This is a genomic window from Corallococcus exercitus, from assembly GCF_042231735.1.
GTDB lineage: Bacteria > Myxococcota > Myxococcia > Myxococcales > Myxococcaceae > Corallococcus > Corallococcus exercitus_B.
The window spans coordinates 1339320-1360901 of record NZ_CP102577.1 but is presented as its reverse complement, the minus strand read 5'-3'; the positions used below and the strand labels follow the sequence as shown (position 1 = coordinate 1360901).

General features: G+C 71.3%; 9 protein-coding genes (1 of these 9 cut by a window edge). 5 read left to right on the top strand and 4 right to left on the bottom strand.

Translation table 11 applies throughout. The annotated features are described in order from the left end of the window. Nucleotides 1–192: 192 nt before the first annotated feature. Nucleotides 193–759: a carboxymuconolactone decarboxylase family protein gene (locus NR792_RS05080; RefSeq protein WP_375758931.1), complete on the bottom strand. Its 567-nt coding sequence runs from the start codon at nt 757–759 to the stop codon at nt 193–195. Nucleotides 760–1042: 283 nt separating this feature from the next. On the opposite strand from NR792_RS05080, the gene NR792_RS05075 reads away from it, so the two are divergent. From NR792_RS05075 to NR792_RS05065, 3 genes are all read left to right on the top strand, one after another. Continuing rightward, entirely contained in the window at nt 1043–1594 is a 552-nt protein-coding gene (locus NR792_RS05075; RefSeq protein WP_171420429.1) for a carboxymuconolactone decarboxylase family protein, read from the top strand. Then, nucleotides 1591–2067, top strand: a complete 477-nt coding sequence (locus tag NR792_RS05070) for a redoxin domain-containing protein (RefSeq protein ID WP_375758930.1) — start codon at nt 1591–1593, stop codon at nt 2065–2067. The genes NR792_RS05075 and NR792_RS05070 overlap by 4 nt, the downstream gene beginning before the upstream one ends. Before the next feature lie 79 nt (nt 2068–2146). After that, nucleotides 2147–2788: an RNA polymerase sigma factor gene (locus NR792_RS05065; RefSeq protein WP_375758929.1), complete on the top strand. Its 642-nt coding sequence runs from the start codon at nt 2147–2149 to the stop codon at nt 2786–2788. A gap of 7 nt (nt 2789–2795) precedes the next feature. Here NR792_RS05065 and NR792_RS05060 read toward each other — a convergent pair whose 3' ends face one another. Both NR792_RS05060 and NR792_RS05055 read right to left on the bottom strand, forming a co-directional pair. After that, on the bottom strand, nt 2796–3818 hold the full coding sequence (locus NR792_RS05060) for an isopenicillin N synthase family dioxygenase (protein ID WP_375758928.1): 1023 nt from the start codon (nt 3816–3818) through the stop codon (nt 2796–2798). 160 nt (nt 3819–3978) lie between these two features. Then, nucleotides 3979–5196 carry a FadR/GntR family transcriptional regulator gene (locus NR792_RS05055; protein ID WP_375758927.1) on the bottom strand — a complete coding sequence of 406 codons (1218 nt, stop codon included), beginning with the start codon at nt 5194–5196 and terminating at the stop codon, nt 3979–3981. A 399-nt stretch (nt 5197–5595) separates the two neighbouring features. Between NR792_RS05055 and NR792_RS05050 the strand changes: the two genes are divergently transcribed. Next, complete coding sequence (locus NR792_RS05050; RefSeq protein WP_375758926.1) at nt 5596–6648, top strand: oxidoreductase; 1053 nt, start codon at nt 5596–5598, stop codon at nt 6646–6648. A 1-nt stretch (nt 6649) separates the two neighbouring features. On the opposite strand, the gene NR792_RS05045 is transcribed toward NR792_RS05050, so the two are convergent. After that, entirely contained in the window at nt 6650–7123 is a 474-nt protein-coding gene (locus NR792_RS05045) for a GNAT family N-acetyltransferase (RefSeq protein WP_375758925.1), read from the bottom strand. Between the two features lie 283 nt (nt 7124–7406). On the opposite strand from NR792_RS05045, the gene NR792_RS05040 reads away from it, so the two are divergent. After that, nucleotides 7407–21582 carry the 5' portion of a non-ribosomal peptide synthase/polyketide synthase gene (locus NR792_RS05040; RefSeq protein ID WP_375758924.1) on the top strand. 18353 nt of this gene lie beyond the right edge of the window, so the window shows 14176 of its 32529 coding nt (coding positions 1–14176); its start codon is at nt 7407–7409; its stop codon lies beyond the right edge, outside the window.

The following is a 21582-nucleotide window of genomic DNA, read 5'->3' as shown; positions in this document are numbered from 1 at the left end:
TGACAGCCCTTCCCCAAGGGCCTGGTTTCCACATCAGCGCAGGGCAGACCCTGCCTGCGCCTGAAGTGACTCAAGACACGACACGACCGTCACCGCGAACGCGGACTCGCGCGCCAGCGCGGAAGGGCCTGGGAGCGAAACATCGGATGTCTGGGAGGAAGCCCTGGGGGCCAGCCCCAGGGCCCCCGAGCACTACGCCTGGCGCGCCGCCGCCCCGGACGGGCGGGTCCACGCGAATTCCTTCAGCGCCGGCTCCAGCTCCACGCCGCCCAGGTGGTTCGCGTAGTTCACCAGCACCTGCTGGGAGAGGGCCAGGAGGACGTCGAGCGCGTTGGCGCTCGTGAAGCCCTGGGCCGTGAACCGGCTCCAGAGGTCGTCTCCCACGTACCCCTTCTCACGGACCACCGTGCGGGTGAACTCCGCGAGCACCGCCAGCCGCGGATCCGGCAGCGGCGTCCCCGCCCGGAGCGCGGCCACGAGCGCATCCGGGACCTGGAGCTTGCGACACAAGTAGCTGTGGAAGGCCATGCAGTAGGAACAGTCGTTCTCCCAGCCGATGGTCATGATGACCACCTCGCGCTCCACGGCGCCCAGGGAGGACTGGGCCAGCAGCGGCCCCATCTGCGCGAAGCCCTGCGTCGCGCTGGGCGACTCCGCGATGAGCCCCAGCAGGTTCGAACGGAAACCCGCGGCCTTCTCCACCGCGGCCAGCACCGGACGGGACTGCTCCGGAGCGCTCTCAATCGTATGAATCCTCAATCGCCCCAAGATTCACCCTCCCCAAATGGAATGTTGGATTCAATTGACAATGCCACCGCGAGAAATGCGTTTCAACAAAGAATCACATCCCTCTCAATTTTCCCTTGCGGACGCCGGGCGGCATTTATTGGGATTTTCTGTATGATTAATGCCATTTAAATCCCCAACAAATCCGGCAGCTTGTGAATCATCAGGAAGATTCTGCAGGTCCGGCGTAACGCCGGCCAGGGGTCGCGACCTTAATGACTGGCAAGCCGCAATCATGCGGCCTCAGGAGTTCTCAATGTCCCGTCTGAACCTTGTCGACGCTTCACACGCCACGCTCAAACCCATCAAGGAGAAGCTGGGCGCCAACCTGCCTCCGCCGGTCCGGGTGCTGGCCAATTCGCCCGCGGCGATGAGCGCGTTCTTCGCGCTGCACGGGACGCTGGGCCAGGGGCAGCTGACGCCGCGCATCCGGGAGCAGATCGCACTCGCCGTGGGCAACGCGCAGGGCTGCCGCTACTGCGTGTCGCACCACACGCAGCTGGGCCGCAAGACGGGCCTGTCCGACCAGGAGCTGGACCAGGCGCGCTCCGGCAAGGCGCCGGATGCCAAGGTGGAGGCGGCGCTCCAGTTCTCCCGGCAGATCGCCGCGCGTCGCGGCGCGGTGACGGACGCGGAGCTGGCGGCGGTGCGTGCCGCGGGCTGGAGCGACGGCGACGTGGTGGAGATCCTGGCGCAGGTCGTCGCCACCACCTTCGGCAACTACCTCAACCACCTGGCCCAGACGGAGATCGACATCCCGCCCGTGGACCTGGTGCCTTCCGCGGTCATTGACGGAATCCACGCGTGACAGCGACCTTCGAGCCCGGGGCCCGCTTTCCAGACCTGGAGCTGCGGGACGGCACGGGCAGGCCCACGCGGCTGGGCGAGGCCATGGGCGGCGAGGCGGCGGTGGTGTTCTTCCTCCGCAACGCCGCCTGTCCGGTGTGCCGCAACCACTTGAAGACGCTGGCGAAGCGCCAGGGCGACATCACGGCGAACCGGGCGAAGATCATCTCGGTCGTCCCGGATGGGCCTGAAGAGGCGCGGGAGCTGGCGACGTGGCTGGGGCTGCCGGTGCCGGTGCTCACCAGCGCCACGGGGTCGCACGCGGAAGCGGGCCTGGAGCCTCGGCTCTGGGGCAAGCTTCAGCCGAGCGGCACCGTGCTGCTGGCCCCCTCCCGGGAGGTCGTCTACGGGAGGCAGTCCGCCCTCCCGCCGCTGGGCTTCAATGAGAAGGAGCTGATGACCGCGCTCGCGCGTGGGGCGCATCGCCCGGATTAGCCGGCGACGCGTGGCATCCTGCGTCATCCACCTTCCCCCTTCGGCGGCCTTCGCCGAAGGGGGTTAGGATGGCGCAGCCATGCCTGATGACATCCCCCCGGACTCCGACACCGAGCGCGCCGCGTTCCTCTCCTGGATCACCCTGCTCGTCCACCAGCACCGCGCGCGCCTGGTGACGATCGCGAGGCGCCGGGGACTGCCGCCCGAGGACGCGCTCGACTGCGTCCAGGACGCCTTCGTCACGTTCCTGCGGATGCCGGAGGCCGCGACGCTGTCCGTCCGCTCCAGCGAGGTGGAGCGCCTGCTGTCCACGCTGGTGACCCACGCCGCGCTGAACCAGCGGCGCAAGCTGGCGCGCCGGGCGCTGCCGACCGAGTTCGACCTGCCCGAAGTGGCCGCCGACCTGCCTTCCGCGGACACGCTGGTGGCGGAGGCGGAGGCGCGGGTGAGCCTGGTGCGCTGTGTCGAGCAGCTGTCGCAGATGCAGCAGGCGGTCATCCGCCTCCGGCTGCTGGACGAGTGTCCGGGCGAGGAGGTCTCCACGCTGCTGGAGGTGTCGCCGGAGAACGTCCGCATCCTGCTGTTCCGCGCGCGCCAGCGCCTGCGGGAGTGCCTGGTGCTGGCCATGCAGAACCCGGGGCCGCCGCACCTGGCCGCCACGGAGACCGCGCCGCGGTCCCTGCAGGGCGCCGCCGAGGACCGGCGGCCGCGGCACTCCTGAGCGGGCGCTACAGCACTTCCGCGCGCAGGTCGGGGAACACCTTCCCCACCTTGCCGAGCAGATACTCCCCGTACGTGCCCCGGAAGGCGTGCACGCTCTGGCGGTCCCAGCGCTCCGCGTGGTCGTCCGCCCCCGCGTCCTTCAGCGCGGGCGAGTCGATGGCGCGCACCTCCGCCGTCCAGTCCGGGTCGAAGAAGAACGGCAGCGACAGCCGGTCGCGGCCCGCGCGGTTGAGCACCCGGTGCGGCGTGGAGCGGTACACGCCGCGCGTCATCCGGTCGAGCATGTCGCCGATGTTGCACACGAACGCGTCCTCCACCGGCGGCGCGTCCACCCAGCGCGTGAGTCCGTCCTGGCGCGTCTTCACCTGGAGCCCGCCCGCGTCGTCCTGCTTGAGGATGGTGAGCACGCCGTAGTCGGTGTGCTCTCCAACGCCCCACACCGGCAGCCCGTCCGCGTCCACCTCCGGGCCCGGCGGGTAGTTGAAGATGCGGAACAGCACCGTCGGATCCGCCATGTACCGCGTGGCGAAGAAGTCCGCCTCCAGGTCCAGGCTGAGCGCGATGCCGGACATCAGCGCGTGCCCCAGCGACGTCAGCGCCGCCATGTACTCCAGCACCGCGCCGCCCAGTGCCTCCGGCGCATGGGGGAACAGGTTCGGTCCGTGCAGCGGCGTGCCGGCGCGCACGCGCGGATCCGTGAGCGGCAGCTCCGTGCCGAAGTACAGCCCCTCCTTGCGGTCCGGCCGGCCTGACGTGAGCTCCCCGCCCACCGGGAAGAAGCCCCGCCACGCCCTGCCCCCGAGCGCCATGCGCACCCGCTGCTTCTCCTCCTCCGGCCGCGCGAAGAAGTCCCGCGCCAGCGCTTCCAGCCGGGACTGGAGCCCAGCGTCCACGCCATGGCCCACGACATAGAAGAAGCCGGTGTGGCGGCATGCCGCGCCCATGCGGGCGGCGACCTCCCTGCGGGCCTGGGGGCTCGACGAGGCGTCGACAAGGGCTCGGACGTCGATGAGGGGCACGGTGTCCATGGCGTGGACTTTAAAGAGGTGGCCAGAAGTTCGTTGCCAAATCCGGCGCGGCAGCCTGGCTCGGGCGGATGCGTCCGAGGCAATCGCCACGGGCGCTCTCCCTCACGGAGGACGTACGACGGCTTCATGGACACCCGTGGACGCGAAGGGCTGTCGCCGCTCACGAAGCAGGGGGCCCCAGGAAATGGGCAATGAAGCGCCAGAGGCGCGCAGCCCACCGGCCCACGGGGCCCTGGGGGCCGTGCAGCGGTCCGCGCTCCTTGAACTCCACTCCGTTGTTTTGTCCACGGAGGCCCGTGGATGAAGCCTCGGACTGGAAGCCATCCTCCATCGACGAACCGTCCCAACCTGTCCGACAGTCGGATGGGTTGCCCAAGGACGCGCCTGACCCACCTTCTCCAGCGCACGCTCCCCCGGGCTCGTTGGAGGTGACTCCCATGGTGGTTGGAAGACGCGGTACCTCGCGGTCCGGCTCCACGGGGAGGGCCTGCGCATGGGGCCAAGGAGCAACCCCAAGTGCCTGGGTTTCTTCAGCGGTGCGCGCGAGGAGGCCGAGGCCACGCTCCTCGGTGCAAGAGTGAGACTCCAGCGCCTCGTCCTGCTGGAGGGCTGGCGTGGGGGCACCGAGGAGGCCCTCCTGGGCGCGGTGCTCCGCAGGAGACGCATGCTCCTGGGGGACGGGGGCGAAGGCGTCCAGCACGCGCTCATCGCACGCCTTCATCAGCGTAGGCAGCTGGTGCTGAAGTGCCTGCGCGTCGCGCTCGCTCAGGGCATGCATCGCGCACAGGGCCCACTGGCGCAGGGATTCGCCGCCCATGAAGGACAGCAGCCGGGCCGCGTTGCCTCTCAGGGCCCGTTGCAATGACTGAATGAGGAGCAGGTGCCCTGGACGTGACGCCGCCTGGGCCGCCAGTCGCAGCAACTCGAATTCCAACTGCGCGCACCGCGCCCCGGGGTTCCAGTGCGCCGCGTCCGAGAGCCTGTAGCAGGCGTCCTCCAGCAGGCTCACGTCCCGCTCGGAGGCACTCGCACAGCAGTCCGCCAGGAGTTCCACCAGCACCTGCCGCTTGAGGCTGAAGAAGCCCTCCAGGAGCCGCCGGCACTCCTCGGAGCGCTCGTCATGCAGCGCCAGGCCCAGGTTCTCCAGCGTCAGTGACTCATCCAGCGCCACCGCACGCGTCACACGCCCGGGGTGCTGCACCACCAGTCCCCGCGCCGCCAGCCGCCGCAGCGCCTCTCGCACGGTGCTCCGGCTCACCCCATAGCGACGCGCCAGCACCTGCTCCGAGCCAATCTGGCCGTTCCTCGGCAGCCTCCCGAGAGAAATCTCTCGCTCGAGTTGCTCCTCCACGTACGCCACGAGTCCCACCCTCACCATCACCGTCCTCCTCCTCGCCCTACCTTCGCCCATCCAACCAGAGGGGTCTGACATGGACGCGCGGGTCCACCGTCCTCGTTGGTTGCCGGGACGGGGCGGCCTGGGCCCCAGGCGGCACGAACCTGTCCGACTGTCGGACAGGTTTGGCGAAGGCGCTCCCGGCTGAGCGCCTCTGCCCATGACCCCGGATCCACCTTGGCGTCCGCTCCAGCGCCACGTCGCAGCCCACCGCGGCGCTCCAGAAGAGGGAAGACGTGCGTCCTCGCGCGGAACTTCGGGTCGCAGCACTTGATCACGAACTTCTGGCGGCCTGCCTGGCGCGCCGGTGTCGAGAAGGCGGCAGGGACAGGCACTCACGTTTGTCCGCACCGGGGCCACTTCCCGCTAGCCTCCCGGCCCATGACCTCCGCTCGCGTCCCTGGCTCCCCGTTGCGGGTGGGCCTCCTCGGCTATGGCCTGTCCGGCTCGCGCTTCCATGGGCCCCTCATCGCCGCGGAGCCCGCGTTCACCCTGGCCGCCGTGGCTTCGAGCCGCGCGGAGGCCGTGGCTCGCGACTGGCCGGGCGTGCGCACCGGCACCGTGGAGTCGCTGCTCGCGGATCCGGACCTGGAGGTGCTCGTGGTGTGCACGCCCAACGACGTGCACGCGTCGCTCGCGGAGCAGGCGCTGCGCGCGGGCAAGCACGTGGTGGTGGAGAAGCCCTTCGCGCTGGACGCGGACGAAGCGCTGCGGCTGGACGCGCTCGCGAAGGAGCGGGGCCTGTGCCTCACGGTGTTCCACAACCGGCGCTGGGATGGCGACTTCCTCACCGTGCGCCAGCTGCTGGAGCAGGGACGGCTGGGGACGCTCTACAGCGTGGAGAGCCACTTCGACCGATTCCGGCCCCAGGTGAAGGCGCGCTGGAAGGAACAGGACGTGCCCGGCGGCGGCACGCTGTGGGACCTGGGCTCGCACCTCGTCGACCAGGCCGTGCAGCTCTTCGGCCTGCCGGAGTCCGTGGCCGCGGACCTGGGCCGGCAGCGTCCGGGCGCGCAGGGCACGGACTGGTTCCACCTGGTGCTGCGCTACGGCACGCTGCGCGTGGTACTGCACTCCGGCTCCGTGGTGCACGACCCGTGGCCCCGCTTCGTGTTGCAGGGGGACCGGGATGCGTACGTGAAGTCCGCGCTGGATCCGCAGGAGGGACAGCTTGAAGCGGGCCTGCGTCCCGGCCATCCGGACTTCGGCCGCGAGCCCGCGGAGCGCCATGGCCGGTTGCTGGCCTCGGGAGAGACGGTCGCCACCGTGCCCGGGGACTACGGCCAGTTCTACCGGCAGCTCGGCGCCGCCATCCTCCACGGGGCGCCGGTGCCCGTGACGGCCCTGAGCGCGAGCGAGACGGTGCGGGTCATCCAGGCCGCGCTCCAGAGCGACCGGGAGGGCCGCCGCATCCCCCTGCCCCCTCGGGGCTGAGTCAGAGCGCCTTCTCCAGCACCAGGAACGTGGGCGACGTGTAGCCCGCGTGCGTGCCGTGGGAATGGAAGACGTAGCCCTGGCGCGCGTACCACGCATGGTGCGACGTGAGCGCGAGCCGGACCGACAGGCGCACCCGCGTCTGGCCCAGCTCGCGCGCGCGGGACTCCACCGCCTGCATGAGACGCAGCGATACGCCCCGGCCCCGGTACGACGGCAGCACCGCGAGCCGGTCCAGGTACAGGTGATCTGCCTTCGGGTGGAAGAACACGCAGCCGAAGAGGACACCTTCCGCCTCCGCGACGAAGGCGCCGCCGTCCGAAAGCTCGCGCCTCACCACGGCCTCCGTCTTGTCGTGCGCGCTGGAGGGCGGATCCAGGCGGCCCCGGTATTCCTCGAAGGCGTCGCGCAGCACCTGCGTGAGCCGCGCGGCATCGGTGGGCACGGCTTCGCGGATCAGGGAGGACTCACGCATTCCCGAAGTCTAGCGGAAACGTCATGCGCGGGCGTTCCGCCACCACGGTGAAACACCGCTGATACACGTCACCAGACACCGGGCGTGGAGCGGAATTCCCGCGCCGTTCCCTCCGGTCGCACGTCCGCGCGCCCGAGCGGGCTGACAGCCAGGCCCCTGAGAGCAAATCGCTGCGGCCGTGTCGGAGGGACTGTCTACTATCCCGCGCGCTCGCGAGTCCGGGAAGCCGTCACACCGCCTTCCCGTGCGTTCGCGAGGCCCCCCTCCAAGGAGTCGCAGGTCCATGGCTTCCACCCCTGAGCAGAAGCGCGCGCGGCTGGCGGAACTGCTGCGCGAGAAGCGCCGCCCCACGTCGCGTGTCCCGGCCTCTTTCGGCCAGGAGCGCATGTGGTTCCAGGAGCGGCTGGCGCCAGGGCAGGCCGGACTGAACCTGCTCTTTTCGGTGCGCCTGGAGGGACGGCTCGACGTGCCCTCACTGGCGGGCAGCCTGAACGAGGTGGTCCGCCGTCACGCGGTGCTGCGCACCACCTTCGTGGAGCAGGACGGACGGCCATGGCAGCGCATCGCGCCGGAGTTGGACGTGCCCCTGCCCGTCATGCCGGTGGCGGACGCCGAGGAGGCCTGGCGCCGGCTGCACGAGGCGGCCCGCGCGCCGTTCGACCTGGAGCAGGGGCCGCTGCTGCGCGCCGTGCTGTTCGCCGTCTCTCCGGACGAACACCTGTTGCTGCTCGCGCTGCACCACACCGTGTCCGACGGCTGGTCCATGGGCCTGCTGGTGCACGAGCTGGGCGTCCTCTACGAGGCCCTGGCGTCAGGAAGAACGCCGGTGCTGCCCGTGCTGGCGTTGCAGTACGCGGACTTCTCCGTGTGGCAGCGCGAGGCGTTGAAGGGCGAGGCGCTGGAGGCGGCGCTCGACGTGTGGCGTGCTCGGCTGGATGCGCGGGCCGTGCTGTCGCTGCCCACGGACCGGCCCCGCACCGGACAGGCGGACAGCCGGGGCGCGACGGTGTCCGCGATGCTGCCCGGCGCGCTGGTGCAGCGGCTCGCGGTCCTGGCGGGACAGGAGGGCACCACCCTCTTCACCGTGTTGCTCGCGGGTTTCAAGCTGCTGCTCCTGCGCTACTCCGGCCAGGACGACCTCACGGTCGGCACGCCTGTCGCGGGACGCTCGCGCGCGGAGCTGGAGCCGCTGGTCGGGTTGTTCGTCAACACGCTCGCGCTGCGCACGTCTCTCGCGGGGGATCCGTCGTTCCGCGCGCTCATCGGCCGCGTGCAGGCGACGTCGGTGGAGGCCTTCGCGCACCAGGACGTGCCCTTCGAGAAGCTGGTGGAGGTCCTCCAGCCTCCGCGCCAGCTGGACGTGCCGCCGTTCTTCCAGGTGATGTTCGTCCTGCAGAACACGCCCCTTCCGGCGGTGCGGCTGCCGGGGTTGTCGCTCGACGCGCAGCTCGTGGACAGCGGCTTCGCGCAGTTCGACCTGACCCTCTTCGCCTTCGAACAGCCGGACGGCCTGCGCCTCACCGCCGAGTACCGCGCCGCCCTCTTCGACGAGGCCACGATGGCGCGGCTGATGGGCCACCTGCGGGTCCTGCTGGAGGACGCCGTCTCCCGGCCAGAGGCGCGCCTGTCGGAGCTGTCCCTCCTGGATACGGCGGAGCGGCAGCGCGTGCTCCAGGCGTGGAACGGACCCCGTGAGGCGTACCCGCGTGGGGTGCTGCTGCATCAGCTCGTGGAAGCGCAGGTGGCGCGCACGCCGGACGCGGTGGCCGTCACGTCTGGAGAGGCGGCGCTCACGTATGCGCAGCTGGAGGCTCGGGCCAACCAGCTCGCGTGGCACCTGCGGACGATGGGCGTGGGGCCGGAGGTCCGCGTCGGGTTGATGCTGGAGCGGTCGCTGGAGCTGGTGGTGGCGCTGCTCGCGACGCTGAAGGCGGGAGGCGCGTACGTCCCCCTGGATCCGTCCCTGCCCGCGCAGCGGCTCGCGTGGATGTTCGAGGATGCCCGACCCGCCGTGGTGCTCATCCAGGAGCGGCTGGTGGCGCGGCTGCCCGCCGGTGACGGAGTGCCGGTGCTCCGGTTGGACTCCCAGTGGGCGGAGGTGGCGCGGCAGCCGTCCTCCGCGCCTCCCGCGGTGGGCTCCGAGGACGCGCTGGCGTACGTCATCTTCACCTCTGGAAGCACGGGGCGGCCGAAGGGCGCGATGAACGCGCACGCTGGCATCGTCAACCGGCTCCTGTGGATGCAGGGGGCGCTGCCGCTGTCGCCCGACGATGCGGTGTTGCAGAAGACACCGTTCAGCTTCGACGTGTCCGTGTGGGAGTTCTTCCTGCCGTTGATGACGGGCGCGCGGCTGGTGGTGGCGCGGCCCGGAGGACACCAGGAGCCGGACTATCTGGCGGACCTCATCGCCCGGGAGCGCATCACCGTCACGCACTTCGTGCCGTCCATGCTCCAGGCGTTCCTGGAAGCCTCCGGCCTGGAGCGGTGCGCGGCGTTGCGGCGGGTGGTGTGCAGCGGAGAAGCGCTGCCGCTGGAGCTGGCTGAACGGTGCCTGGCGCGGCTGCCCGGCGTCCGGCTGCACAACCTCTATGGCCCCACCGAGGCCGCCGTGGACGTCACCGCGTACGAGTGCGTCCGAGGAGCGCTCGGGCGTTCGGTGCCCATCGGGTATCCGGTGGCGAATACGTGGATCCGGCTGCTGGATGCATCGCTGCGGCCGGTGCCCCAGGGGGTGCCCGGGGAGCTGTTCATCGGAGGCGTGCAGGTGGGGCGTGGCTACCTGGGCCGGCCGGACCTGACCGCGGAGCGCTTCATCCCGGACGCGTACGCCGACACGCCCGGGGCCCGGCTGTACCGCACGGGGGACCTCGCCCGGTGGCTGCCCGACGGCGCCATCGAGTACCTGGGCCGCACCGACTTCCAGGTGAAGGTGCGCGGGCTGCGCATCGAGCTGGGGGAGATTGAAGCCGCGCTGGAGCAGCACCCCACCGTGAGGCAGGCCGTCGTCGTGGCGCTGGCGGGCGTCACGGCGAGCGACACGCGGCTGGTGGCGTACCTCGTCGGTGGGACGGACGTACCGGGGGCGGAGGCACTTCGGACATTCCTCGCCCAGAAGCTCCCAGAGTACATGGTGCCCGGGGCCTTCGTTCCGCTGGACGCCCTGCCCCTGACGTCGAGCGGCAAGGTGGACCGCAAGGCCCTGCCCGCGCCGGACGTCGTCGCGGCCGTGGCGCCCGAGTACGTCGCGCCGCGCACGCCCACGGAGGAGCGGCTGGCTTCGCTGTGGGCGGAGCTGCTGCGCGTGGAGCGCGTGGGCGTGCATGACGACTTCTTCGCGCTGGGCGGCCATTCGCTGCTCGCAACGCAGCTCCTTTCGCGCATCCGGGCGGCGTTGCAGGTCGAGCTGCCCCTGCGCTCGGTGTTCAAGACGCCCACGCTCGCGGCCCTGGCTTCGGTGCTGGATGAGGCCCGGAGTCGGGCTGTGGGTTCGCAGGCGCCGCCCCTGCGGCCCGTGTCCCGGGATGGGGAGCTGGCGCTGTCCTTCGCGCAGCAGCGCCTGTGGTTCCTGGAGCAGCTCCAGCCCGGTGCTGTCGCGTACAACCTGCCCGGGACCGTCCTGCTCGAAGGCGTGCTCCACGTCCCCGCGCTGCGGCAGGCCCTGGATGCGATGGTCCAGCGTCATGAGGTGCTGCGCACCACGTTCGCGACCGGGACTCACGGTCCCGTCCAGCGCATCGAAGCCGTTGCGGCGTGCCCGTTCGAGTTCGTGGATCTGGACGCGCTGCCCTCAAGCGCACGCGAGGCCCGGCTGCGGGACTTCATCTCCGAGCAGGCACAGCAGCCTTTCGATCTGGCTCGGGGACCGCTCTTCCGCGCGGTGCTCGTGCGGCTGGAGGAGACGCGGCACGTGCTGCTCGTGCTCACGCACCACATCGCTTCGGACGGCTGGTCCACGGGTGTGCTCGTGCGCGAGCTGGTGGCCCTGTACCGGGCCTTTGCTTCCGGCGTGCAGGCCTCGCTTCCGCCACTCCCCATCCAGTACGCGGACTTCGCTGTGTGGCAGCGGCAGTGGCTTCAGGGGGAGGTGCTCGAGGCGCAGCTTGCGTGGTGGCGTGAGCAGCTCACGGGCGCGCCTCCGCTCCTGATGCTTCCCACGGACCGGCCGCGTCCGGCGGTGCAGACGTTCTCGGGAGACCGGCTCCCGGTGCGACTGTCCCGGAAGCTCATGGAGGGCGTGCATGCGGTGGCGAGGCAGTCAGGCGCCACGCCGTTCATGGTGCTGCTGGCCGCGTACCAGCTTGTGCTGTCGCGGTATGCCGGACAGGACGACGTCAGCGTGGGCGCTCCCATCGCGGGCCGCACCCGTGCGGAGACGGAGGGGTTGATCGGCTTCTTCGTCAACACGCTCGTGCTGCGTGCGCGCATCGACCCGCGCGCTTCGTTCCGGACGCTGCTGGCGCAGGTGCGCGCCACCACGCTCGGCGCCTTCGAACACCAGGACGTACCCTTCGAGAAGCTGGTGGAAGAGCTCCAGCCCGCGCGCGACCCGAGTCACTCGCCCTTCTTCCAGGTCACCCTTACCCTTCAGAACGCGCCCACCGCGGAGTGGCGGCTGCCGGACCTCACGCTGCGCGAGCTGCCTCCGTCCTTCACGTCGTCGAAGTACGACTTCAGCCTCATCCTGGAGGAGTCGCCGGAGGGCTTCACCGGGAGCCTCCACTACAACACCGACATCTTCGACGCGGCCTTCCTCCAGGGGTTGATGCGGGACTTCGCCACGTTGCTGGAAGCGCTTCCCGGGCAGCTGGAGGTTCCGGTGGAGCACCTGCCGCTCATGCCCACGGAGGCGCGGCGTCAGGTGCTGGAGGACTGGAGCGGAGCTTCCGGCGTCCGGGACTTCTCCACGCAGTCCATCCCGGCTCGCTTCGCGGAGCAGGTCGCGCGGACGCCGGACGCGGTGGCGCTTGTATCCGAGGCAGGCAGCCTGACCTATGCGCGGCTGGAGGCCCGGGCGAACCAGCTCGCGCACCACCTGCGCGCCTCCGGCATCGCGGAGGGCAGCCGCGTCGCGGTGCTGTTGCCCCGCTCGGCGGACCTCATCGTGGCGCTGCTGGCCGTGCTCAAGGCCGGGGCGGCCTACGTGCCCATCGACCTGCATGCCCCGCCCGAGCGCTGGTCCCTCCTGCTGGAGCAGTCCGGTGCGGCGATGGTCGTCACGCGGGAGGCGCTCGCGGATGAACTGCCCTCGCTGATGACGCCGCTGGTGCTGCTGGATGCGGACGCGGCCCGGGTGGCTGCGCGTCCAGAGACCGCTGTGCCGGAGCAGCGCTCGGAGGGGGACCGGCTGGCCTACGTCCTCTTCACCTCGGGCTCCACGGGGGCGCCCAAGGGCGTCTGTGTTCCGCATCGCGCCGTGCTGCGGCTGGTGGTGGACACCGGCTTCATGCGCTTCGGTCCGGAGGAGGCCGTCCTGCAGCTCGCGCCGGCCGCGTTCGATGCGTCCACCCTCGAAATCTGGGGGGCGCTGCTGCATGGGGCCCGGCTCGTGCTTCCGCCTGCCGGCGAGCTGTCCCTCGCGCGCATCGCGGCGGTCCTCACCGAGCACCGGATCACCACGCTCTGGCTCACGGCCGCCCTCTTTGAACAGATGGCCGTGCACCATCCGGAGGCGCTTGCTTCCGTGGCGCAGGTGCTGGCGGGCGGCGACGTGCTCCCCGTGTCCCGTGTGCGGGAACACCTGGCCCGATTGCCCCCGAGCGCGGTGCTGATCAACGGCTACGGGCCCACGGAGAACACCACCTTCTCCGCCACCCACCCGATGCAAGCAGGCGACGCCGTGGGGACCTCCGTGCCCATCGGGCGTCCGCTGCCCCACTCCACCGCCTACGTGCTGGACCCGGCGATGCGGCCGGTGCCTCCTGGCATGCCTGGGGAGCTGTACGTCGGTGGTGAAGGGCTGGCGTGGGGCTACATCCACCAGCCCGCCCTCACCGCCGAGCGCTTCGTGCCCCATCCGTTCAGCACGACACCGGGTGCACGGCTCTACCGCACCGGTGACAGGACGCGCTGGCGCGCGGATGGAACGTTGGAGTTCCTGGGGCGCACCGACTTCCAGGTGAAGCTGCGCGGCTTCCGCATCGAACCGGGTGAGGTCGAGGCCGCCTTGCGCCTCCTGCCGGGTGTACGGGAAGCCGTGGCCGTGGTGCGCGAGGACGTCGCCGGAGACAAGCGGCTGGTGGCCTACGTCGTCGGCGAGTCCCTGGACGGCAAGGCCCTGCGCTCCGCGCTCCAGGAGCGGCTTCCCGACTACATGATCCCCAGCGCCTTCGTGGTGCTGGACGCGCTTCCTCTCAACGCGAACGGCAAGCTGGACCGCTCCGCCCTTCCCGCTCCCGAGGCGCCCGTGGCCTCGGCGGACCGGTACGTCGCGCCTCGCGATGCGGTGGAGGAACAGCTCGCCGCCCTCTTCGCCGAAGTGCTGCATGTGGCTCGCGTGGGCATCCACGATGACTTCTTCGACCTGGGCGGCCATTCCCTGCTGGCCACGCAGGTGGTGTCGCGTGTGCGTTCGACGCTGGGCGTGGAGCTGCCGCTGGGCGACCTCTTCGCCGCTCCCACGGTGGAGACGCTCGCGGTTCGCGTGGCGGCCCTTCGCTCGCGGGAGGACTCCCGGCCAGGAACTCCGCCGCTCGTGGCGGTGCCTCGCTCCGGTCCCGTGCCGCTGTCCTACGCGCAGCAGCGGCTGTGGTTCCTGGATCAACTCCAGCCCGGCAGTGCCTTCTACAACGTGCCCGGCATCCTGGTGCTCGACGGGGAGCTGGATGCCTCCGCGCTGGAGCAGTCCCTCCAGGCGCTGGTGCGACGGCATGAAGTCCTGCGCACCACGTTCGCATCCGAAGGGGACTCGCCAGTCCAGCGGATCCACTCCGATGCGGCGCTCACGCTGTCCGTCGTCTCGCTGGAGGCCACTCCCGAGGACCGCCGTGAAGCCGAGGCGCACCGTCACGCTGCCTCCGAAGCGGCTCGGCCCTTCGACCTGGGCATGGGGCCTCTCGTGCGCGCGGTGCTGCTGCGGCTGGATTCACGGCGCCACTGGTTGCTCCTCACGCTGCACCACATCGTCTCCGACGGTTGGTCCATCGGGGTCTTCGCGCGCGAGCTGGGCGCGCTGTACCGGGCCTTCGCTTCCGGTCAGGCTCCGGCGCTGGCGCCCCTGCCCCTCCAGTACGCGGACTTCGCCGTGTGGCAGCGCTCCTGGCTCCAGGGGGATGTGCTCCAGGCGGAGCTGGACTGGTGGCGGCGGCAGCTCGATGGCGCGCCTACCGCGCTGGAGCTGCCCACCGACCGGCCGCGTCCCTCCGCGCAGTCGTTCCGGGGAGCGTCGCTTCCCGTGTCGCTGTCCACGGGCGTGTCCGAAGCGGTGAAGGCGCTGGCGGCCCGGGAAGGCGCCACGCCGTTCATGGTGCTGCTCGCGGGCTTCCAGCTGCTGCTGTCGCGCTACGCGGGGCAGGACGACGTGCTCGTGGGCTCGGCCATCGCCAACCGCAACCGCGCGGAGACGGAGGGCCTCATCGGCTTCTTCGTCAACACGCTGGTGCTTCGCGCGCGCATCGACCCGCGGGCCTCGTTCCAGACGCTGCTGGCCCAGGTGAAGGCGACAACGCTCGCGGCGTATGCGCACCAGGACCTCCCCTTCGAGAAGCTGGTGGAGGGCATGCAGGGCGCGCGGGACCTGAGCCGCTCTCCGCTGTTCCAGGTGGCGTTCACGTTCCAGAACGCCCCCGTGGGAGCGCTGGACCTTCCCGGCCTGCGCCTGGATCTGCGCGGCGGGGCCATCACCACCGCGAAGTTCGACCTGGACTTCAGCCTCCAGGAGCGGGAGGGCGCGTTCAGCGGCGACCTCCACTTCAGCACCGACCTCTTCGACCCCGCTACCGTCACCCGGATGATGGCGCACTTCGAGGTGCTGCTTGGCGCGCTCACGGCCCGCCCCGAGGCGCCGGTGCGGGAGCATTCGCTGCTCGGCGGCGCTGAGCGCCAGCGCGTGCTCGTGGACTGGAACGCCACGCACCGTCCGATGACGCCGCACACCGTGCCGGAGCTGTTCGCGGCCCAGGCCCTCCGGACTCCCGACGCGGTGGCCGTCCAGCACGAGGGGCAGGTGCTGACCTACGCGGCGCTGGCGGCACGGGCACGGCGGCTGGCCTTGCACCTGCGGGCCTCCGGGCTCCGGCCCGAGGCCCGGGTCGCGCTGTGCGTGGAGCGGGGGCTGGAGCTGGTGGTGGGGATGCTCGGCATCCTGGAGGCGGGCGGCTGCTACGTGCCCATGGACCCTGCCTATCCGCGCTCCCGCCTCGCGTTCATGTTCGAGGACGCGGGTGTCTCCGCGGTGGTGGGCCAGCGGGAGCTGCTGGGCGCCCTCCCCTCGCACTCCCTGCCCACGGTGTGCCTGGGGCTGGACACGGAGGAGCCCGGTCAGGACCCGGTGCTCGCGTCCGGGGACGTCACCGTGCGGCCGGAGCAACTGGCCTACGTGCTCTACACGTCGGGCTCCACGGGCACGCCCAAGGGCGTGGGCATCACGCACCACTCCATCGTGCACCTGGTGCGGGACACGAACTACGTCCAGCTGGGGCCGGACGACTGCATGGTGCAGGCGGGGACGCCCTCGTTCGACCTGGCCACCTTCGAGATCTGGGGCGCGCTGCTCAACGGCGCCCGGCTCGTCATCCTGCCGCGCGAGGTGACGCTGGCTCCGGCGGAGCTGGCGCGCACGCTGCGCGAGGTGGGCGCCACCACCGCCCTGTTCGCCACGGCGCTGTTCCACACCGTGGCGCGCGAGGTGCCGGACGCGTTCGCCACGATGCGCGTGGTCATCTACGCGGGTGAGGCCGCGAACGCGGATGCGGCTCGCGCGGTGCTGCGCGCGGGGCCTCCGGGCCGGCTGGTGAACCTGTATGGCCCCACGGAGTGCACCGTGGGCGTCACCACGCACGACATCGTGGACCTGCCGGAGCACGCGACGTCGGTGCCCATCGGCCGGCCGATGACGCGCGTCCAGACGTACGTGCTGGATGCGTACGGGCAGCCCGTGCCCGTGAACGTCCCGGGCGAGCTGTACCTGGGCGGTGACGGACTGGCCCGCGGCTATCTGGGACGCCCCGAGCTGACGGCGGAACGCTTCGTGCCTTCCCCGTTCGGTGACGTGCCCGGTGCGCGGCTGTACCGCACGGGCGACCGCGTGCGCTGGCTGGCGGACGGGACGCTGGACTTCCTGGGCCGCATGGACACGCAGGTGAAGCTGCGCGGCTTCCGCATCGAATTGAGCGAGGTGGAGGCCATCCTCCGTCAGCACCCGTCGGTGAAGGCCGCCGTGGCCGGGGTGATCGATGATCGCCTCGTGGCCTGGTACGTGCCGGGCGCTCTGGTGGAAGCTGCGGAGCTGCGCGCCTTCGTCTCCGAACGGATGCCCTCGCCGCTGGTGCCCTCCGCGTTCGTGTCGCTGGACGCGCTGCCACTCACGCCCGTCGGCAAGGTGGACCGCAAGGCCCTGCCTGCTCCGGATGCGCGCTCGGTCGCCGCAGGGCCCATGGTCCCGGAGCGGATGACCCTCTTCCAGCAGCGCATCGCCACGCTGTTCCAGGAGCTGCTCCGCCTGGAGTCCGTGGGGCTGCACGACGACTTCTTCGTCATTGGAGGCCATTCCCTGCTGGCCACGCAGCTCGTCTCCCGGCTGCGTTCGACCTTCGGCGTGGAGCTGCCGCTGCGCGCCCTCTTCGATGCGCCCACCGTCGCCCGGCTCACGGAGCGGGTGGAGGCCTGGCTCCTCTCGCGCGTCGCGGGCCCGCGCATCCCGGCACTCGTCGCCACGTCGCGGGACCGGGACCTGCCGCTGTCCTTCGCGCAGCAGCGGCTGTGGGTGGTGGAACAGCTGCGTCCGGGTGGCAGTCACTACAACATCGCCACCGCGCTGCGGCTGGACGGCGCGCTGGACGTGGAGGCGCTGCGCCGGGCCCTGGAGCTTGTCGTCTCCCGACATGAGGCCCTGCGCACCACCTTCGCGATGAAGGACGGACAGCCCGTACAGAAGGTGCACGCGCCGGGCACCTGGGAGCTGCCCGTCACGGACCTGACCACCGTGCCCCGGGAGTCCCGCGAGGACGAGGCCCAGCGGCGCTCCCTGGAGGAGGCCGCGCTTCCCTTCGACCTGGGCCGGGGGCCGGTCCTGCGCACGCGGCTGCTGCGGCTGGAGGCCCGGGAGCACCTGCTGCTCCTGTGCATGCACCACATCGTCTCCGATGGCTGGTCGCTGGGCGTGCTGGTCCGCGAGGTGGCCGAGGGCTACGAAGCCTTCGCCTCCGGCCGGATGCCCGTGTTGCCGTCGCTGCCCGTGCAGCCCGCGGACTTCGCCGTGTGGCAGCGCTCCTGGCTCCAGGGGGACGTGCTGGCGCGAGAGGTGGCGTGGTGGAAGCAGCAGCTCGCCGGGGCGCCCCAGGTGCTGGAGCTGCCCACGGACAAGGTGCGTCCGGCGCTCCAGTCCACGAAGGGGGCACTGCTTCCGGTGCACCTGCCGGCGGACGGGGTGGACCGGTTGGTGGCGCTGGGCCGCTCGGAAGGCGCGACGCCGTACATGGCGCTGCTCGCGGTGTGGCAGGTGCTGCTGTCGCGGTACTCGCGGCAGGAGGAGCTGCTGGTGGGCTCGCCCATCGCGGGCCGCGACCACTCGGAGCTGGAGGGGCTGGTCGGCTTCTTCGTGAACACGCTGGTGCTTCGCGGGCGCGTGCGTCCGGGGGACTCGTTCCGCACGCTGCTGTCCCAGGTGCGGGCCACGGCGCTCGCCGCCTTCGAGCACCAGGACCTGCCCTTCGAGAAGCTGGTGGAGGAGCTTCAGGTGCCTCGCGACCTGAGCCGCAATCCGCTGGTGCAGGCGGTGTTCGCGCTCCAGAATGCGCCCACCGGCGAGCTGAAGGCGCCGGGGCTCACGCTGCGGCCGGTGCCGGTGGACAACGCCACCGCGCGCTTCGATCTGGGCCTGCTGCTGCATGAGGCGCCGGACGGCTTGCGCGGCGTCGTCGAATACAGCACCGACCTCTTCGAGCACCCCACCGTGGAGCGGCTGGCCGGCCACCTGCGGACGTTGCTCCACGCCGTCGTCTCCGCTCCGGACGTCCCCCTGGCCCGGCTGGAATGGCTCACGCCCCAGGAGCGCGAGCAGGTGCTCACGACCTGGAATGCCACGGACGTGGACTACCCGCGCGAGTCGAACGTCGCGGAACGCTTCGCGCTCCAGGCCGCACGGCGTCCGGAGGCCATCGCGCTGGAGTTCGGGGACGCGCGGCTGACGTACTCGCAGCTGGATGCCCAGGCGAATGCGCTGGCCTGGGTGCTGCGCTCGCGGGGCGTGGGGCCGGATGCGCTGGTGGCCGTGTGCCTGGAGCGCTCCGTGGAGCTGATCGTCACGCTCCTGGCCATCCTCAAGGCGGGCGGGGCCTACGTGCCGCTGGATGCCGCGTATCCGGCTCGGCGGCTGGCCCTCATGGTGGAGGACGCTCCGCCCCGGCTGCTCGTCACCACCCGCGCACTGCGGGCCTCGCTGCCGGCAGCGGAGGGCGTGCCGTGCATCTTCGTGGAGGAGGTTCGCCTGGAGGGGCAGCCTTCCTCCGCTCCGGACGTGGCCCTCTCCTCGCGGAACCTCGCGTACGTGGACTTCACCTCCGGCAGCACCGGCCGCCCCAAGGGCGTCGCCGTGGAGCACCGGGGCGTGCTGCGGCTCTTGCACGGTGCCACCTGGGCCCGCTTCACTCCTGACGAGACGTTCCTGCTGATGGCGCCCCTGTCCTTCGACGCGTCGACGGTGGAGCTGTGGGGCCCGCTCCTGTCCGGCGGCAGGCTCGTCGTCTTCCCGCCCCAGCCGCCCACCGACCTGGAGCTGCTGGGACAGGTCATCCGCCGTCACGGTGTCACGTCGCTCTACCTGTCCGCGGGCCTGTTCGCGCAGGTGGTGGACGTGAAGTTGGAGGTGCTGCGCGGGCTGCGGCAGCTCATCGTGGGTGGGGACGTCCTGTCCCCCACGCACACGCGTCGCGTGGTGGAGACGCTGGGCCTTCCGGTGGTCAACGGCTACGGCCCCACCGAGGCCACCGTCTTCGCGTGCTGCCTCCGCATGGAGCGGCCCGAGGACGTCCGGACCGAGGCCATTCCCATCGGGCCTCCCCTGCCGAACACGCGGACGTTCGTGGTGGACGGCTCGCTGCGGCCGGTGCCCGTGGGCGTGCCGGGGGAGCTGCTCATCGGCGGGGACGGGCTCGCGCGGGGCTACCTCTCCCGCCCGGACCTCACCGCCGAGCGCTTCATCCCCCACCCCTTCGCCACCGCGCCCGGAGAGCGCGTGTACCGCTCGGGCGACCGCGTGCGCTGGAGCGCGGACGGCAGCCTGGAGTTCCTGGGCCGCATCGACAGCCAGGTGAAGGTGCGCGGCTACCGCATCGAGCTGTCCGAGGTCGAAGCCGCCCTCCGGGACTGGCCCGCCATCACCGACGCGGCCGTGCTCGTGCGAGAGGACGTGCCCGGCGACAAGCGGCTCGTGGCCTACGTGGTGGCGGGCGTGCTGGACGTCCCCGCGCTGCGCGAACACCTGCGGCAGCGGCTGCCCGAGTACATGGTCCCGACCGCGTTCGTCGCGCTGCCCGTCCTGCCCCTGTCCGCCACCGGCAAGCTGGACCGTCGGGCCCTGCCCGCGCCGGATGTCGCGGCCAGTGCTCGAAAGGGCCGCTTCGTGGAGCCCGCGGATCCGCTGGAGGAACAGGTCGCCGCCCTCTGGGCCCGCGAGCTGGGCGCCCGGAGCGTCGGCGTCCATGATCACTTCTTCGAGGACCTGGGGGGCACGTCGCTCACCGTGGTCCGCGTCGCCAGCCGGCTGCACGAGGCGCTCCAGCGGGACGTGCCGGTGGTCTGGCTCTTCGAGCACCCCACGGTCCATGGACTGACCCGGCGGCTGGAGCGCGAGGGGCTGAGAGCGCTCCCGGCCACCGTGCCCGCGCCGACGCCCGAGGCACACGTGCGTCCTGAGTCCGCATCATTGGCGCAGACCTCCAGCCCCGTGCGGTCCGCGCCGGTGCCTCCGGGCTCCGCTCCTGCGCCCGTGCCTGCGCAGTCCGTGCCTGCTTCCGCTCCGGAGCCTTCCGGGCTCACGAAGGACGGGACGGCGGCGCTGCCGTCGAACGCCATCGCCATCATCGGCATGTCCGGGCGCTTCCCCGGTGCGGCATCGGTGGAGGAGTTCTGGCGCAACCTGCGTGAAGGCGTGGAGTCCATCTCCCGCTTCACTCCCGAGGAGCTGGAGTCCATGCCCGGCCTGCCTCCCGGCGTGGAGCTGTCACAGCATCCAGGGTTCGTGCCCGCCCACGGTGTGCTCGCGGACATCGACCAGTTCGATCCCGCGTTCTTCGACATGTCACTGCGCGAGGCGCAGTGGACCGACCCGCAGCAGCGGATGTTCCTCCAGTGCGCGTGGGCGGCGCTGGAGGACGCGGGCCTCGACCCCGCGCGCTTCCCGGGCGTCATCTCCCTCTTCGCCGGAGCGAACGAGTCCGGCTACGCGAACGAGGTGCAGCGGCACCTGCCGTTGGACTCGGCGGCGTTCTTCGAGCTGTTCGGCACCGCGACCTACCAGAGCCTGCCGACGAAGGTGTCCTACAAGCTGGGGCTCACCGGCGAGAGCATGCTCGTGTACACGGCGTGCTCCACGGGGCTCGTGGCGGTGCATGTCGCGTGTCAGAACCTGCTGTCCGGCCTGTCCGACGTGGCGCTCGCGGGCGCGACGCGGCTGTCGGTGCCGCAGCGCACCGGCTACGTGCACCAGGAGGGGATGATCTACTCCCCGGACGGCCACTGCCGCGCCTTCGATGCGAAGGGCCAGGGCACCGTCTCCGGCAGCGGCGTGGCCGCGGTGGTGCTCAAGCGGCTGGAGGACGCGGTCCGCGACGGTGACCCCATCCACGCCGTCATCCGAGCCACCGCCGTCAACAACGACGGGCGCGACAAGTCCGGCTTCACCGCCCCCAGCGTGCAGGGCCAGGCGACCGTCATCACGCAGGCGCTGCGCCGCTCGGGCGTGACGGCGCGGGACATCGGCTACGTGGAGGCGCACGGGACGGCGACGCCCCTGGGCGACCCCATCGAGGTCGCGGCGCTCCAGCGCGCCTACGGCCTGGGCCCCGAGCACCGGGGCACCATCGCGCTCGCCTCGCTCAAGACGAACGTGGGCCACCTGGACACGGTGGCGGGGCTCGCGGGGCTCATCAAGGTCGCGCTGTCGCTGCGCGAGGAAGCGATTCCCCCCAGCCTCCACTTCGAGGCACCGAACCCGCGAATCGACTTCGACGCGGGACCGTTCTTCGTCAACACGCGCTTGCGGCCCTGGCCCCGGGGGAAGACGCCCCGGCGCGCGGCGGTGAGCT